This window comes from Actinopolymorpha pittospori, from assembly GCF_014873875.1.
In the GTDB taxonomy this organism is placed as follows: Bacteria; Actinomycetota; Actinomycetes; order Propionibacteriales; family Actinopolymorphaceae; genus Actinopolymorpha; species Actinopolymorpha pittospori.
In genome coordinates this window covers 458253-471565 of record NZ_JADBEM010000001.1, presented here as the reverse complement: position 1 = coordinate 471565, position 13313 = coordinate 458253, and the positions used below count along the sequence as shown (strand labels likewise).

The following is a 13313-nucleotide window of genomic DNA, read 5'->3' as shown; positions in this document are numbered from 1 at the left end:
CGACCGACAGCGATGTCGGGGTCACCACCGGACTGGCCTGACGGGGGCGTAGGTGGACTCTCGGAGATCCAGCTCGGGCTTCAGGATGACATGCCGATCCTCGGTCCGGCCGTCCCACCGTTCCTGCAGCAGCCGCATCGCCGCGATCCCCATCTGGTGCCTGGGCTGGCCCACCGAACTCAGCCGCGGGCGGATCATCTCGCATTGCCGTGTACTGTCGTAGCCCACCACGCTGACGTCGTCGGGCACCTGCAGTCCTGCATCCACCGCAGCACCGATGAAGTCGATGGCGATCCCGTCCGTCTCGGCGAAAACGGCGGTCGCTGCGTCCTTCTCCTGCAGGATGGACAGCACCAGGTAGCGGATACCTGGCCGGACGGTGTCCAGAGCGCCGCCCTCGATCTGGGTATGCAGTTGCAGACCCGCCTCCGCCATCTGCTGCAGGTAACCGTCGACGCGAAGCGACCCCTTGCACAGATGCGCGATATGCGTGTGACCGAGCTCGATCAGGTGCTTCACCGCCAGGCGAGCACCGAGGACGTCGTCGTTGCTGACGACATCGACGCCGGGGACAACGATCTCGGTCTTGCCGATGATGACCACCGGCGTACGCTGAGCGACCTTCTGCAGCATCCGGGGATGGATCGCGGCACCGAAGTTAACGATGCCCTTGAGCTTCTGGTCCTTCAGTTTGTCGAACTCCGCGCGGATGTGTTCCTGATCCCCGCGCCCGTCGAAGAAGATCAACCGCAGGTTCGGGTCCGCGGTCGCGGACTCCATCCCAGAGACGACATCGTGGGAGAAGACGCTGACGATGTCACGCAGCACGACCCCCACGGTCCCGGCGGTCTCCCGCCCCGAGCCGCGCCCGATAGCGTGGTAGCCCATCTCCTCGGCGACAGCGGCGATCCGGCTCCGGGTCCCCGCGGAGACTCCCGACCGGCCGCGCAGAGCCAGCGAGACCGCTGCAGCGGATACGCCGGTACGCGCAGCGACGTCCTTGAGCGTGACTTTCCCGGTGCTTGACTGCATGCAAACAGGGTCCTGATGGGCTGGTACGCGGAATTGGCGCATTCGATGCTAGCCAACCACCTCCTGCTCCATCGAACCGTGTCCGAGATCGCCACGAGGTTTCCCTGACAGTTCACCGGGCCGTCACCTTCGACTCAACCAGAGCGGGAATAGAGCGGATCGATCACTAAATTAAGTGAGCAGAGCGTGGTTTTTCGAGCAAACATTTACCGGAGGCTGCGCTCTGTTTGACGGATGGACGATTTCCCTCCGTAGCGTCCTCTGCCGAAGATGCCTCGCCTGGGTGCGGGACATGCAGTCCTCCGCTCGAAGGGAATTACCGTGCCGTTCCGTAGCGCATCTGGAGCCATCGTCGCACCCCGGCGCACGTTCCTGCTTTCTATGGGTATCCTTGCGCTCGCCGGATGCGCAAGAACTTCCGGAAATGACAAGCCGGCCTCGAATTCCAAAGAGATCAACAAGGTCAAGAAAATCACTTCCAAGGATTCGCTGAACGAGGCGCCCATGCTCGCCGGGCGGGTCAAATCCGGAGACCTGCCACCGGTCGCCGAGCGTCTGCCGGTGCTCAAGGACATCATGGTCGAGCCGGTCCACGAGCAGATCGGGAAGTACGGCGGCACCTGGAACTTCCCGACCGGCGACTGGCAAAACGGCCCCTGGGACATCGGCAAACCCACCGAGGAAGCGCTGTTCCGCTTCAACCCCCAGGGTGACGGCGTCGAGCCCAACGTGGCCAAGGGTTTCGAGGTCAACGACAACCTCACCGAGTACACGATCCAACTGCGTGAGGGCATGAAGTGGTCGGACGGCCACCCGTTCACCTCCGCGGACGTGATGTGCTGGTGGGACAGCATCATGGTCCCGAAGATCTTCGGCCGGGAGGTGTATGACGCCTTCTGGTCGACCGATCCGAAGACCGGTGAGCGGGCCCTCGCCGAATTTGAGGCGATCGACGATCTCACGGTGCGGGTCACCTTCAAGCATCCGCGCCCCGTCTTCCTCGAGCGCGTCGCGATCGATGCGAAGTGGATGTTCGCCCCGGCGCACTGGATGGAGAGGATCCTCGACGAGTTCATCGGCAAGGACGCGGCCCTGAAGATCGCCAAGGAGCGTGGCTTCCAGAACCTCGTGGACTGGTACGAGTCCGCTGCGTACTACTACTGGTTCTGGCCGGACCGCCCCAGCCTCCGCGCCTGGCTGCCCACCGCCGAACCGGGGGCCGAGCAGATCACCTGGGAGCGCAACCCCTATTACTGGAAGACCGATCCTGCGGGGAACCAGCTACCGTACATCGATGAACTCTCCCTGGAGATCTACCAGGATCCGAGCCATGTCGAGCTGCAGGTTCTGAACGGGCATTTCGACATCGCACAGTTCGAGTTCCCCTCCTTCACCCTGCTGCAGGAGAACCGCCAGAAGGGCGACTACCGGGTCATCCGGTGGGATACCGCGGAGTGGTACTCCAACGGGATCCAATTCAACATGGAGCCCAAGGACGCCAACATGCGCACCCTGTTCCACGACCCGCGCTTCCGGGAGGCGCTGTCGGTGGCCGTGGACCGGAAGGCACTCTCCGAGCAGCTGACCCTGGGGTTCGGCCTTCCGCAGCAGGGTTCCATCGCCAAGGGGCGTCTCTTCTACCAGAAGGGCTGGGCCGAGAAGTGGGCGGCGTACGACGTCGACCACGCCAAGGCCCTGCTCGACGAGATCGGACTGCCGCTGAAGGGCCAGGTTCGTACCCATCCTGACGGTTCCGAGCTGCGGCTGACGATCACCCAGGAGTCGGAGGCACCGCAGGCCGGCCAGTTCGAGGAACTGCTGAAGCACTACTTCGAGGCGATCGGCATCCAGACCGATGTCCAGCTCGTCGACGGCGGGCTCTTCGGCGAGCTGAACGACTCCGCCGGGCTGCAGGCGACCACCACCGGCTCGATCGGCGGCATCCACCCGATCTTCCGACCCGACACCGTGGTCCCGCTCCGGGCCGGCACCCCGTGGCACAACCAGTACGGGACCTGGTACGCCTCCGGGGGAACCGACGGCGTCGAGCCCGAGGGCGACATCATGAAGCTGATCACCGTGTACCGGGAGATGAGCTCGCAGACCGAGCCGGACGCCATCGACGAGTACGCCGAGAAGATCGTCCAGCTGCACATGAAGAACCAGTGGGCGATCGGGTACACCGGCACGGTTCCGCGCCTGTTCTCGGTGAGCAACAACATCGCCAACGTGCCCGAGCAGATCACCTTCGCCGATGAGTTCCGCGACCTCGGCCACGGCCGTCCGGCGCAGTTCACCTTCATCGACCCGGACGCCGATCGCGCCTGAGGCGCGTTCACGAAGGGGATCCTGCTGTGCTGAGGTATATCGGTCGTCGCGTCCTGTCGATGATCCCGGTGGTGTTGGTCATCTCGCTGATCGTCTTCTGGATCATCCAGTTGCCGCCGGGCGACTACGTCTCCAGCCATGTCCGCGCGCTCCAGGCCGAAGGCGAGGTGCTGTCCGCGGCCGAGACCCAAGCGATGCGTGAGCGCTATGGGCTCGACCAGCCGTGGTACATGCAGTACCTCATCTGGATCTGGGGGATCATCACCCGCGGCGATCTCGGCTACAGCTTCGCCTACTCGCGCCCCGTCGTGGATGTGATGGGGCAGTACATGGCGACGACACTCATCGTCGCGATCGCCTCGATGCTGTTCACCTATCTGGTCGCGATCCCGATCGGTGTCTTCTCCGCGGTCAAGCAGTACTCGCTGCGTGATTACGTCTTCACCACGATCGGGTTCCTCGGCATGGCGACGCCGAACTTCCTGCTGGCGATCATCCTCATGTACCTCTCCTACGTGTGGTTCGGCGATCCGATGCTCGGCCTCCAATCACCGCAGTTCCGCGGTGACGCCTGGAGTTTCGACCGGGTACTCGACCTGCTGAAACACATGATCATTCCCGTCGTGGTGATCGGATCTGCGTCGACCTGCGAGCTGATCCGGGTCATGCGCGGCCAGATGCTGGAAGAGATGAACAAGCCTCACATCATGACGGCTCGCGCCAAGGGCGTGAAGGAATCGAAGGTCCTGCGCAAGTACCCGCTGCGCGCCGCGGTGAATCCGATCGTCTCCACGCTGGGGTGGTCGCTGACCGGGATCTTCACCGGGTCCACCATCACCGCCATCGTGCTGAACCTGCCCACCCAGGGGCCGGTGATGCTGGATGCGCTCCTCGCCCAGGACATGTACCTGGCCGGCGCCTGGCTCGGATTCATGGCGATCCTCACCGTGATCGGCACCCTCATCTCCGACATCCTGCTGGCCTGGCTCGACCCGCGAGTCCGCGACGAGAGGATCGCAAAGTCGTGAGCATCTCGTTCCCCCGCCTGGGACTGCTGCGCCGCCAGAAGGTCGACGCCCTGGCCGAATCCGCGGCCCGCAAGGAGGAGGCGTACTTCGCGGCGGGGCAATGGCGGCTGATGTGGACCAAGCTCACCTCCCACCGGCTGGCTCAGATCTCGATGGTGATCCTCGGCCTGTTCTACCTGGTGGCGATCTTCGCCAGCTTCATCGCCCCCTACAGCCTGGGCAGTTACGACGCTGACTACGTCAACGCCCCGCCCACGCAGATCCACTTCTTCGACGACGGCAGCTTCGTCGGCCCCTTCGTCTACGGGCAGAGCTACGACCGTGACCCGGAGACCCTGCGGCCAATCTTCGTCGAGGACCACGAGCAGGTCCATCGGCTGGAGTTCTTCGCCGACGGCTCCGAATGGTCGTTCTTCGGCCTGTTCCACATGAACGTCCACCTGTTCGGAGCCGAGGGCGGTGGCCATGTCTTCCTGTTCGGCACCGACAGTCTCGGGCGCGACCTGTTCTCACGGATCGTGCTCGGTTCCCAGGTCTCGCTGACCATCCCCCTGGTCGGGGTGCTGATCAGCTTCGTCCTCGGGATCATCATCGGGTCGATCGCCGGCTACGTCGGCGGCACCACGGACTTCCTGATCCAGCGGCTGATCGAGATCATCCGCTCCTTTCCGACCCTGCCGCTGTGGATGGCGCTGGCAGCAGCGATCCCGGCCCGGGTCCCGGTGGTGGCGATGTTCTTCTACATCACCGTGATCATGGCCTTCATCGAATGGTCCAGCCTGGCACGCGTGGTCAGGTCGAAGTTCATCTCGTTGAAGCAGGAGGATTACGTGATGGCCGCGCGGATCTCCGGTGTCCGCCCGATGAAGATCATCACCCGGCACTTGATCCCCGGCTTCATGTCGTACCTCCTGGTCGCGGTGACGCTCGCCATCCCGGGGATGATCCTCGGCGAGACCTCGCTCAGCTTCCTGGGGCTCGGCATCCAGGCACCGGCGACGTCCTGGGGAGTGCTGCTGCAGGAGGCCCAGGACATAACCAATGTGGCCGTCTATCCCTGGAAGCTAATCCCGCTGGCATTCGTCGTCGTAACGGTGCTGGCCTTCAACTTCCTCGGCGACGGGCTGCGCGACGCCGCAGACCCCCACAAGTAGGTCCCCATGGCTATGAGGCCGCTGCGATCACAAGGAGAGACGGCGTGACGTCCGATCAGATCACCATGCCGGCGACGGGCACCACCGTGCTCACCGTGGAGGACCTCAGGGTTCACCTCCCCACCGAGAACGGACTGCTCAAAGCGGTCGACGGAGTGTCGTTCACCGTGAAGGCCGGAATGACGCTCGGCATCGTCGGCGAATCCGGCTCGGGGAAGTCGCTGACCGCGAAGACCCTGCTGCGGCTGAACCCGAAGGACTTCCAGGAGTCCGGCCGGGTGACCCTGCACAGGACCGCGACGGATGAGGAGCTCGATCTCCTGGAGTTGCGGCGTGACGGGTCGGTCATTCGTACGGTGCGCGGTCGGCGGATCGCGATGATCTTCCAGGAGCCGATGACGGCGTTCAGCTCGCTGCACACCATCGGCGACCAGATCATGGAGGCGATCCTGCTGCATCGCACCCAGGACCGGGCCGTGGCTCGGGAAGTGTGTCTTGAAGCGATGAAGAAGGTCGGGATCGCCGACGCCGAACGGCGCATCGACCAGTATCCCCATGAGTTCTCGGGCGGCATGCGGCAGCGGGCGATGATCGCGATGGCACTGTCCTGCGAGCCGGAAATCCTCATCGCCGACGAGCCCACCACGGCCCTGGACGTCACCATCCAGGCCCAGGTTCTCGAACTGATGAAGCAGCTGCAGCGCGAGACCGGGATGGCGATCGTGTTCATCACCCATGACCTCGCCGTCGTCGCGGAGATGTGCGACGAGGTCGCGGTCATGTACCTGGGCAGTATCGTCGAGCACGCAGGCGTACGGGAGATCTTCAAGGCCGCCCGGCATCCCTACACCCGCGGGTTGCTCCGCTCGATCCCGCGGCTCGGCATGGGCCGTTCGGAGCGGCTCTTCGCGATCGAGGGCACCGTCCCCCAGGCGATCGACATGCCGCCGATGTGCGGGTTCGCGGAACGGTGTCCCCAGCGCATCGACGGCATCTGCGACACCGTCGTCCCGCGCACCCTCACCATCGGACCTCAGCACACCGTCCGCTGCGTCCTTCACGACCCTGAGTACGCGGAAGTCTCCGAAACGGTGACGAAGGAGCAGGCATGAGAAGCCCTGTGTCAAGCCGTTGCTTGTTGATCTTGCTGGAGGCGTTGGAGGGCGCCGTGTCTGGTGGGGTCGTAGGCGGTGTTGTTCTGCCAGCAGTGCCAGATGATGTGGAGCCAGGCGCGGGCGAGGATGCGCACTGTGTGCGGGTGGTCGTGGCCTCGGCCGCGGGCACGTTGGTAGAGGTCTTCGGCGCAGGGGTTGGCGCGTGGGGAGTCGCCGGCGAAGTCGGTGACGGCGTCGCGGAGTTGTTTGTTCCAGGCCCAGCGGAACCCGACGGCGCGGATCTTGCCGGAGGGGCGGGTGGAGGGTGCGACGCCGGCCAGGCAGGCCAGCGACTCCGGTGTGGGGAACTTGGCGCGGCAGTCGCCGATCTCGGCGAGCAGTCGAGCGGCGCGGACGCCTCCGGCGCGGGGCAGGCTGGTGAAGATGTGCGCGTCGGCGTGCGCGGCCAGAGCCGTCTCGATCTGGCTGGTGAGGGTCTTGATCTGCTCGAGGAGGGTGGTGAGCACGGCGGTGAAGGATCGGGTGATCGCCGCGCTAGTGATGGTCTGGTCGCCAACCACGTTCTGGGGCGGGGCTCTGAGTCGGGTGTGCAGCACGGCGGGGTCCACTTTCCCGGAGTAGCCGAGCTTGGACAGCCAGGCGCCCAGAGGGGTTGGGGTGAGCCAGTCGGCCTGGTCTTGGGTGGTGAAGCGGGCCAGGAATGCCAGGCTGATCACGCTGTCGATCTCGGCGAACAAGCCGACGGCGCCGGGGGAGACGGTGCGCAGGTGGGCGCGCAGCTGGTTGGCGACGCCGACCCGGTGGGTGATGAGGTCTTTGCGTGCCCGGCAGGCCTGGCGCAGGGTCGCGGTCTGGGGGCTGTCCGGGGTGAGTGGACGCAGCCGGGCCCGGTCGGTGCGCAGTGTGTCGGCGAGCACGAACACCTCGAACCGATCGTCCTTGTTGCCTGCCGAGCCGTAGCGGCTGCGCAAGTTCTTCACCTGGTTCGGGTTGATCACCACCACCGTCATGCCGGCGGCGAGCAGGGCCTCGACTACCGGCCCGTCGGGGCGTTGGATCCCCACCTCGAAGCAGCCGGCATCCCCCAGCACGGCGATCAGCTCGCGCAGGCCGGCAGCGCTGTGCTCGACGGTGTGCCGGACGAGCTCGCGGCCGCGATTGTCCACGACCGACACCGCGTGATCGTCACGGGCCCAGTCCAGGCCACCACTCACACCGTTGAGGGGTTCGTCGGGCAGGGTGTTCATGGCAGACGTCACCTCAGCCTCCTTGCTGCTAGTCCCAGTGGGGAGGCGCCTTCGTGCGGTGCCGGGACGCGGCTGCCGGTTCGCTCACTGATCGGCGCTCGCAGGCGCTCAGCCCTGTCGACGGTCGGCACGTCCCGGGTAACCGCCAGATCTCGCAGATCTCATGCTGGACATCCACCGCATCAAGCGAGCAGGGCGATGACCTGGCGGCACCTCGGGCGCATCACCAATCCATCCAAGATCAGTGACCTAAGGATGGTGCACCAGTGAGCGAGCTGATGCGCATCACGCATCTGACCAAGGAGTTCCGCGTCTCGAAGCGGGCGAGCTTTCCCGCCGTCGACGACGTCTCCCTCACTCTGCAGGCCGGGGAGACCCTGTCGGTGGTCGGCGAATCCGGCTGCGGGAAGTCGACCCTGGGCCGGTTGATCGTACGTGGTATCGACGCCACCTCAGGCAAGGTCGTCTACTCCCCGTCGGCCGGGGTTGAGAAAGCGGCCGGGGAACAGGGGGAGAAGCAGCCCGCCGAGATCGACTTCCTCGCACTCAAGGGCCGGGCGCTGAAGAGGGTCCGCAAGGACATCCAGATGATCTTCCAGGACCCGTTGTCCTCCCTCGACCCGCGGATGACCGTCTTCGACATCATCGCCGAGCCGCTGCGGGCCACCAGCAGGATGCCGACCACGGAGCTGCGCCGTCGCGTTCGCGAGATCGCGGAGAAGGTCGGCCTGGACCCCTCTCATCTACGTCGGTATCCGCACAGTTTCTCCGGCGGGCAGCGTCAGCGGATCGGCATCGCACGGGCCCTGGTGACGAAGCCGAAGTTGATCGTCGCCGACGAGGCGGTCTCTGCTCTGGACGTCTCCATCCAGGCCCAGATCATCAACCTCCTGAAGGATCTGCAGGACGAGCTGGGCATCACGTACCTGTTCATCGCCCACGACCTCTCGATCGTCGAGTACATCTCCGACCGCGTCGCGGTGATGTACCTGGGCCGGATCGTCGAGCTGGCCGAGACCGACCAGCTGTTCGCCGTACCCCGGCACCCGTACACCGAGACGCTGCTCTCGGCCGTGCCGCAGCCTGACCCGGAGGTGAAGCGGGAACGCATCGTCCCGAAGGGTGAGGTGCCGAGCCCGACGAACCGTGCGACGGGCTGCCTGTTCTCGCCCCGCTGCCACTACGCCACTGAGCTGTGCCGAACCGAAACGCCGGCACTGGAGGAGATCGCGGACGGGCACTACTCCGCCTGCCACTACGCCAGCGAGCTTTCGTTGCGTGGTCTCGCTGAGCTCGCAACGACGGTCTGAGAAAGGAAACGGCGTGGGGCGGATCCCGATCGGGATCCGCCCCACGCCGTTTATCGATACCCGATCAAAGCGGCAGTACCTCCTCCGCCCTGCCAGTCTTCGCGCTCTCGTAAGCGGCGAGGATGATGCCGAGCACGGCAATACCCTCCTCTTCGGTGTGCACCGGGCGTTTGCCGCTGGTCAGGCAGTCGACGAAGGCGGCGATCTCGGCGGCGAAGGGATCGGTGGGCCGATACGTGTACACCCGCTCGGCCTCCTCTTCGCGAAGTTTCACCCGGAGCGTGGTGGCGTCCGCGCTGAGCGAACCCTTGTCGCCGACCACGGAGAACCGTTCGGTGCCCGGCGCCGCGGGGTAGGCCCAGGAGGTGGCGAGCTGGCCGACGCTGCCGTTGTCGAAGCGCACCAGCACCTGCGCGGAATCCTCGCCTTCCATGAATTTGAGCCGGTGCGTGGACATCATGGCGAAGGCCTGCGCCGGCTTCCCACCCGAGAGATGCATCAGCAGGTAGGTCGGGTGGTATCCGGTGTCGATGTACTCGCCGCCCCCGGACGTAGCCGCATGCGCGCGCCATCCCATGGTCGACGGGTCGAAGTCGTTTAAGAACGCATCTGTGGTCCGCACCTCGTACACGGTGCCCAGGGCGCCGGAGTCAATGACCTCCTTCGCCTTCGCCACGGTGGGGAGGAACAGCTTGTTGTGCGCGCACATCAGCGTCACCCCGGAACTGCGCACCGCCGCGCGTACGTCCTTCGCCTCCTGGGCAGTGAGGCAGAGCGGTTTCTCGCACAGGATGTGCTTCCCGGCCTCCGCGGCGGCGACGATCGCGTCGCGGTGGAGATGATGCGGAAGGCAGATGTCGACCGCATCGACCTCCGGCGATCCGATGAGCTGTGGGAAATCGGGATAGCCCGCCGCGCCGGTCTGCTCGGTGCGCTGGGCGAGGGTCTGGGGATCGGCGTCGGCGATCGCTGCGATACGCACCTGATCGCCCAGGGCCGCGTAGCCGCGCAGATGAGCGCGGGCGATGTTCCCGCCGCCGATCAATCCGATACGGATGGGAAGAGAATCAGACATGGGGCTGGCAGGCTCCTTCGGCAGGTGTGCGGTGGCGTGTCAGTGGGCGGCCTGAACGGCTGCGACCAGGTCGGTGAGGGCGCGGGCGCGCTCCAGGTTCTCGGTCGTACGCGTGTCGTCGTGGATCGCGTCGATCCATTCGCGGAACGGTCCCGGGCCGTTCTCGGGAAGGGCGATCTCGGTCCACTCCTTGCGGGTGGCCCACTGCATGCGGGATCCGTCGAAGCCGTAGAGGACCGAGCCCGCAGTGCCGTGCACCTCGATGGTGAAGGGGCTCGCCGGGTTGACGAAGCCGGTCTCTATCACGCCGATCGCCCCATCGGCCGTGGTGACAGTCACCGAGGCGTTGTCCTCGACTCCGCGTCCGGTCATGTCGGTGAACGTGGCGGTCACCGATGAGAACTGATCGCCGAGGATCAGCTGCGTGAGGTAGACCGGGTGTGCGCCGAGGTCGAAGAATGCGCCGCCGATCGCCTCGCCCGGGTCGTAGAACCGGGCGGGCAGCGAGTCGGCGATCGCGCCGCTGTGCGCGAGTCGTACGCGGGAGTAGGTGATCCGGCCCAGCCCTCCCGAATCCAGGAGCACCTTCAGCGCGCGAGTGTACCCGCGGGAGAGCCGGGGCAGGGACACGGTGAGGACGACGCCCGCATCATCGGCCGCGCGGATCAGCTCGTCGCAGCCGGCGACCGTGGGGGAGAGCAGTTTCTCGGTGAAGACGTGCTTCCCGGCGGAGATCGCCTTGCCAATCACCGCGTCATGATCACTGGTGGCCACGGTGACGGTGACACCGTCCAGGTCGGAACGCCCGAGAAGCTGCTCCAGCTCCGGAGCGAACTCGACTCCCAGCTCCTCGGCCATCGCACTGCCGCGCTCGGCGTCGTCATCCCACACAGCGATGAGTTCGGTTTCCGGGTGGTCAAGCGTTGCGCGTCCGTACCCCTCGGCGTGGACATGCCAGGCGCCGAGAACGGCGATTCGAAGAGGGGACGTCATGGGAAATAAACTCCTTGCGTGAATCAACTTCTCTTTGCCGAGCGAGTTGCTCGTGAGAGCATCCTGCCGCGAGAATACGTACGCCTCGCTTGTGTAGAAGTGCTCGCCGGAGAGTTCACCAGGCATTCATCAGGCACTACGCGTTAAGCGCCGAACTAAAGTGAAGTTAACCTGACTCATTCACCACGGCTGATTTCGGGTCACGTTGACTCGCTAGCGTCCACCACTCTATATATGCAACACGATCGATCACGACCGGAACATCCCCTTCCGGCCCGACTCCAAGAAATAGGACCCGGTGCCTCAAAAAAAGCTGATCATCCTGCTGGACTGCGGCGACACGATCATCGACGAAGGAACCGAGGTCCGCGACGCGCGTGGCATCGTCATCTCGGCCAACGTGGTGCCCGGCGCCGACCGCATGGTCAAGGATCTCGTCGATTCCGGGTTCCGGGTGGCGCTGGTCGCGGACGGCCGGTACGCATCCTTCGAGAACGTCCTGACGCAGAATGGTCTCTTCGACGCGTTCGAGACCCTGACCTGCTCGGAGGCGGTCCGTTATCCGAAGCCCAGCTCCCGGATGTTCAAAGCGGCCCTCGGATCTCTTGATCTCGGGGAAGCGGACGCCTGGCGCTGTGTGATGGTCGGGAACAACCTCGCCCGCGACATCGCCGGAGCCAAGCGGATGGGCATCACCACCATCCATCTGGCGTGGACGGGCCGGTATCCCAAAGAGCCTGCCTCCACCGCGGAGATTGCTGACTACACGATCAAGACTCCGACCGAACTGCTCCCACTCGTTCACCAACTCGATGAACAGTTGCTCGCTCGCGCTCCACAGCCAGCCTGATCACATCCGCCCCTGATCAACCCGGAGAGAGCACCATGACCATCCCCACCATCTCCACCATCCCCACCATCCCCCACGATGAGGTGATCGGTTTCGACGAGGTCGAACGGGTCGAGCCGCGCCAGATCCTCGTCAAACGGTTTCAGCCGTATCTCGTCTCACTCACCGGTTGCGTGCCGCACCCGGGGGTCGATGCCGAGGGCCGGATCAGCGCCGGACTCGGTGTGGACAGCGTGGCGGACGGCTGCACGGATTCTCCTGGCCAGGCATATTCCCGGTCGATGCGGCTCGGCGACTACGCGGTCATCGTTTACGCCTGGTACTTCCCGAGGGACTGTCCCTCGCCCGGCCGCGGCCACCGGCACGACTGGGAGGGCGCCGTCCTCTGGGTCCATGGGCACGACGACGATGCCCGCCTGATCTCCATCAGCTACTCCCAGCACGGCCGGCTCTTCACCGTCGAGCCCACCGAGCACAACACCCACGACGGCCGGCCGATGCTGGCGTACAGCAGCTATGGCGAGAAGGTCACCCATTCCATGTGGCTGCACGACGTGCCCGGCGACCTGCACCCGCTGATCGACTGGGAGGACCTTCCTGCGGTTGCCCGGACGGCCCTCAACGAGGGCGACTACGGCGCGGGGACTCCGTTGATCCGTGACGGTGCGTTCAAGCGGAATGTCTACCATTCCTGGCCGGGTGAGCCGGGTGTCATCATGGACCTTCTCGGGCGTATTCGCTGATCGGGCCCATCAGCGGCTTGGTAGAGAAAGCGCACGCGAGCCGCGCTGAATCTTGGCTGTCTCGTCGACGGCGACAACCTCCAGATCAACTTCAGTTGACCCGACATGCGGAGGAGCTCGCTTCGACTCGGTCTGGGCGCTGACGCGTACGGCTCCGACAGCCCGACCGTGCTGGCGTGGCTCGGCGGACAGACGTCTCGGATCGGGCTCGGCTCGGGGTGATGCAGATTCCGGTTTCCTACCAGGGCAGGCATTTCACGCTGCCGTTGCGGGACGGGCCGGGCAAGGCGCTCAAGCTCCCCATCAAACCGACCGGCCCGATCCCGCGCTACCTGGCGGCCGTCCACCATGAAACGGACATGAAGGACCGCACTCAGCACCCATCCAAGTAGAGATACGACCGCTGGCCCGCGGTGATACTGGGGCCGCTGCCTGTAG

12 protein-coding genes are annotated in these 13313 nt (G+C 65.2%); 8 read left to right on the top strand and 4 right to left on the bottom strand.

What is annotated here, in order from left to right:
- Positions 1-21: 21 nt before the first annotated feature.
- Complete coding sequence (locus HEB94_RS02260; RefSeq protein WP_192748405.1) at positions 22-1032, bottom strand: LacI family DNA-binding transcriptional regulator; 1011 nt, start codon at positions 1030-1032, stop codon at positions 22-24.
- Between the two features lie 504 nt (positions 1033-1536).
- Here HEB94_RS02260 and HEB94_RS02255 point away from each other — a divergent pair.
- The 4 genes from HEB94_RS02255 to HEB94_RS02240 are packed head-to-tail and all read left to right on the top strand — an operon-like array spanning position 1537 to position 6654.
- The gene (locus tag HEB94_RS02255) at positions 1537-3360 is read left to right on the top strand and encodes an ABC transporter substrate-binding protein (protein ID WP_192748404.1); all 1824 of its coding nucleotides are present in this window, start codon (positions 1537-1539) and stop codon (positions 3358-3360) included.
- Between the two features lie 26 nt (positions 3361-3386).
- Positions 3387-4388: an ABC transporter permease subunit gene (locus HEB94_RS02250; RefSeq protein WP_192748403.1), complete on the top strand. Its 1002-nt coding sequence runs from the start codon at positions 3387-3389 to the stop codon at positions 4386-4388.
- Complete coding sequence (locus HEB94_RS02245; protein ID WP_337917444.1) at positions 4385-5542, top strand: ABC transporter permease; 1158 nt, start codon at positions 4385-4387, stop codon at positions 5540-5542. Before HEB94_RS02250 ends, HEB94_RS02245 begins: the two co-directional genes overlap by 4 nt.
- Positions 5543-5586: 44 nt before the next feature.
- Positions 5587-6654, top strand: coding sequence for an ABC transporter ATP-binding protein (locus HEB94_RS02240; protein ID WP_337917443.1), 1068 nt, complete (start codon positions 5587-5589; stop codon positions 6652-6654).
- Positions 6655-6665: 11 nt separating this feature from the next.
- Here HEB94_RS02240 and HEB94_RS02235 read toward each other — a convergent pair whose 3' ends face one another.
- On the bottom strand, positions 6666-7916 hold the full coding sequence (locus HEB94_RS02235) for an IS110 family RNA-guided transposase (RefSeq protein ID WP_337917442.1): 1251 nt from the start codon (positions 7914-7916) through the stop codon (positions 6666-6668).
- 254 nt (positions 7917-8170) lie between these two features.
- On the opposite strand from HEB94_RS02235, the gene HEB94_RS02230 reads away from it, so the two are divergent.
- Positions 8171-9214 carry an oligopeptide/dipeptide ABC transporter ATP-binding protein gene (locus tag HEB94_RS02230; RefSeq protein ID WP_202896065.1) on the top strand — a complete coding sequence of 348 codons (1044 nt, stop codon included), beginning with the start codon at positions 8171-8173 and terminating at the stop codon, positions 9212-9214.
- A 64-nt stretch (positions 9215-9278) separates the two neighbouring features.
- On the opposite strand, the gene HEB94_RS02225 is transcribed toward HEB94_RS02230, so the two are convergent.
- Both HEB94_RS02225 and HEB94_RS02220 read right to left on the bottom strand, forming a co-directional pair.
- Positions 9279-10289 carry a Gfo/Idh/MocA family protein gene (locus HEB94_RS02225; RefSeq protein ID WP_192748402.1) on the bottom strand — a complete coding sequence of 337 codons (1011 nt, stop codon included), beginning with the start codon at positions 10287-10289 and terminating at the stop codon, positions 9279-9281.
- Between the two features lie 39 nt (positions 10290-10328).
- Complete coding sequence (locus HEB94_RS02220; RefSeq protein ID WP_238361390.1) at positions 10329-11408, bottom strand: Gfo/Idh/MocA family protein; 1080 nt, start codon at positions 11406-11408, stop codon at positions 10329-10331.
- Between the two features lie 172 nt (positions 11409-11580).
- On the opposite strand from HEB94_RS02220, the gene HEB94_RS02215 reads away from it, so the two are divergent.
- The 3 genes from HEB94_RS02215 (at position 11581) to HEB94_RS02205 (ending at position 13267) form a co-directional block, all read left to right on the top strand.
- On the top strand, positions 11581-12132 hold the full coding sequence (locus HEB94_RS02215) for an HAD family hydrolase (RefSeq protein ID WP_192748401.1): 552 nt from the start codon (positions 11581-11583) through the stop codon (positions 12130-12132).
- 35 nt (positions 12133-12167) lie between these two features.
- The gene (locus tag HEB94_RS02210; RefSeq protein WP_192748400.1) at positions 12168-12875 is read left to right on the top strand and encodes an NPP1 family protein; all 708 of its coding nucleotides are present in this window, start codon (positions 12168-12170) and stop codon (positions 12873-12875) included.
- A gap of 221 nt (positions 12876-13096) precedes the next feature.
- Positions 13097-13267, top strand: coding sequence for a hypothetical protein (locus HEB94_RS02205; protein ID WP_192748399.1), 171 nt, complete (start codon positions 13097-13099; stop codon positions 13265-13267).
- The last annotated feature ends 46 nt before the right edge of the window (positions 13268-13313 follow it).